Here is a 2,315-nt window from a genome sequence, read left to right on the forward strand (position 1 = left end):
GCGAATTTTAAACCGGGTTCTGGCTGGCTGTGGTTACGTGAACTAGATACGGGATAACGGCGAACTGTATCTGGCGGGGGACTGGCTGACGCAGTGCGGCCTTACCGAGCAACCGCTGGCGATCAGCGTAATGCCCGGCAAGGTAGTAATTAAGATAATGTAAACTAACATGCTCGTAAATTAAAGGATAATATAACTGGGAAGATCCAGAGGATCTTCCCAGTTATATATTACTTGACCCAATAAGCCAATCGTTCACCAGTGCTTAAATTATCTCTTTTATAATAAAATACCGTATCGAAGTTAACTGATATACTTTCCCCAACCACTTTAAACTTCAACTCATCATCTGAATAGAATTCAAGGGTTGATAATTTTTGGGAGCCATTATCTTGAATTGATATTTTCATAAAACCCTCATCAAGATCACATGACCAATCCATAACTCCATTAATGTAAGACGGAGTTTCGATTGTGATTTCTAAATTATGATAGTAGGAAAGATCATCACTTCCCACGATGACTAATCGACCTCTTTCATAAAGGAAGACTGAGAAGTCCAGCCAACTTTCTTTCCAATCATGTTTTTTTATATCATTAATTATACTTTGCTCACTCATGGAATAATTCCTGTAGGCAGTGGTATATGCGTATCATTTGCGGCTCCTGGATTATAGTTCGGACTATTAGGCTTCAATACAGATGTATGATGCCAACTACCACTAGGAGAACCATATTCCCAGCCATATCCTTGATTAGTAACAGGGTTTACCCCGTTTTGACTTCTACCCACTCTATATATAGGGCCATTAGCAGAATTACTTCCCGATGGGGCATTCGGATTAACATCGTGCGCCCTTACTTCATACTTATAATTTCCTGCCGTAAATTTCTCTTTAAAGTTGATAGGGTAATTGCTTCCTGACATACCTTGGCGATGTAAGGCGTAATTAAATACATCTTGTGGTGAAGCATTTTTTATCGCTTGATGTGCTTGTGTTGCTGTCATGCCTCGGGAGCGATTGTATTTATACCAATCATACATTCCTGGACATGCCGCCAGCCCCAGCGGATCTATCCATCCCAGCGGATTATGCACATACCCATACGGCCTCTCGCCCCCCGCCAGCCCTATCGGGTCCGGACTTAAGTAACAGCAGGCCTGTGGGTCGTAGTAGCGGAAGCGGTTGTAGTGCAGCCCCGATTCTTCATCCAGAAGCTGGCCGGCGAATTTTAAACCGGGTTCTGGCTGGCTGTGGCTGCGTGAACTAGATACGGGATAACGGCAATCTGTCTCTGCCAGAGGACTGGCGGACGCAGTGCGGCCTGACCGAGCAACCGCTGGCGATCAGCGTGATGCCTGGCAAGGTGGTGATTAGGATTCAGCAGGGGAATATATTGGCATGATGACAGGTAAAACAAGCCGGAAGATACCTTATGATCATTCCGGCTTGTTTTAGTTATTCGTAGATCCTGGCAGCCATTAATACGTCAGCAAGGACACTCCAACTGGCATTATCTGGGCATGGCTTATTCATATTCTTATAAAAACCATCCATGTCTTCCATCCATGAAGCCATCGCTTCTAAAAAAGATGGAAGATCATTATTCTCCCACTCATCAGGATTATTTCTTGCTTCCGAAGCCAAAGATAAAATTAATTTAATTAATTCATCTCTAGTTTCAACAGGATATAAATCATTTTCCATTTCAACCACCTATTATCTGTTTAATTCCATCACCTAATTTTAAAATGATGCTCTTACCTTCAGTTTTTGTTGTCATTTTCCACATTTGGCCTGCAACTTCTTTGGCTGTAGCCTATTGGACTGGTACGCTTTCAAGACCTGCTATTTTAAATGCGGCCAATCTTCGATGGTCTAGAGTCCATATTTTCCCTGTAGCATCCCGCCAAACCTTAATAGCAGGTAGATCCGCAGCTTTAAGTGTTCCATTTGCTAATGCAGCAGCGTTATCCAGAACAGTATGAGCTCCTGTTTGATTTTTAATTGAGCTTTGCATGTAGTGAATATCTTTAGGATTGAGATTACACCCAGCCAATCCCAGCGGATCTATCCATGTAAGAGGGTTTTTAACGTAGGCATACAGGTTCATCCCCCCCGCCAGCCCTATCGAGTCCGGGCTTAAGTAACAGCAGGCCTGCGGGTCGTAGTAGCGGAAGCGGTTGTAGTGCAGCCCCGATTCTTCATCCAGAAGCTGGCCGGCGAATTTTAAACCGGTTTCTGGCTGGCTGTGGCTGCGTGAACTAGATACGGGATAACGGCAATCTGTCTCTGCCAGGGGACTGGCTGACA

Annotated in this window: 4 protein-coding genes and 2 pseudogenes; 2 read left to right on the top strand and 4 right to left on the bottom strand. The window is 44.1% G+C overall.

Features of this window, described 5'->3' with window-relative positions:
- Window positions 1-46: 46 nt before the first annotated feature.
- A pseudogene (locus ACQ4OC_RS19410) lies at window positions 47-163 on the top strand (SymE family type I addiction module toxin); the annotation flags it as partial.
- 67 nt (window positions 164-230) lie between these two features.
- On the opposite strand, the gene ACQ4OC_RS19415 reads toward ACQ4OC_RS19410, so the two are convergent.
- Window positions 231-620 (bottom strand): hypothetical protein, encoded by a 390-nt coding sequence (locus ACQ4OC_RS19415; RefSeq protein WP_430971549.1) that lies wholly within the window; start codon window positions 618-620, stop codon window positions 231-233.
- Window positions 617-1,246: pseudogene (locus ACQ4OC_RS19420) on the bottom strand (RHS repeat-associated core domain-containing protein); the annotation flags it as partial. The pseudogene ACQ4OC_RS19420 and the gene ACQ4OC_RS19415, both read right to left, overlap by 4 nt.
- Before the next feature lie 44 nt (window positions 1,247-1,290).
- Here ACQ4OC_RS19420 and ACQ4OC_RS19425 point away from each other — a divergent pair.
- Complete coding sequence (locus tag ACQ4OC_RS19425; protein ID WP_430971551.1) at window positions 1,291-1,407, top strand: hypothetical protein; 117 nt, start codon at window positions 1,291-1,293, stop codon at window positions 1,405-1,407.
- 53 nt (window positions 1,408-1,460) lie between these two features.
- On the opposite strand, the gene ACQ4OC_RS19430 is transcribed toward ACQ4OC_RS19425, so the two are convergent.
- Both ACQ4OC_RS19430 and ACQ4OC_RS19435 read right to left on the bottom strand, forming a co-directional pair.
- On the bottom strand, window positions 1,461-1,709 hold the full coding sequence (locus ACQ4OC_RS19430; RefSeq protein ID WP_064512413.1) for a DUF7660 family protein: 249 nt from the start codon (window positions 1,707-1,709) through the stop codon (window positions 1,461-1,463).
- A 112-nt stretch (window positions 1,710-1,821) separates the two neighbouring features.
- The coding region (locus ACQ4OC_RS19435; RefSeq protein WP_430971550.1) for an RHS repeat-associated core domain-containing protein at window positions 1,822-2,315 on the bottom strand (494 nt) is incomplete at its 5' end.

Origin of the sequence: Yersinia sp. J1 (assembly GCF_050586585.1) — a bacterium.
In the GTDB taxonomy this organism is placed as follows: domain Bacteria; phylum Pseudomonadota; class Gammaproteobacteria; order Enterobacterales; family Enterobacteriaceae; genus Yersinia; species Yersinia entomophaga.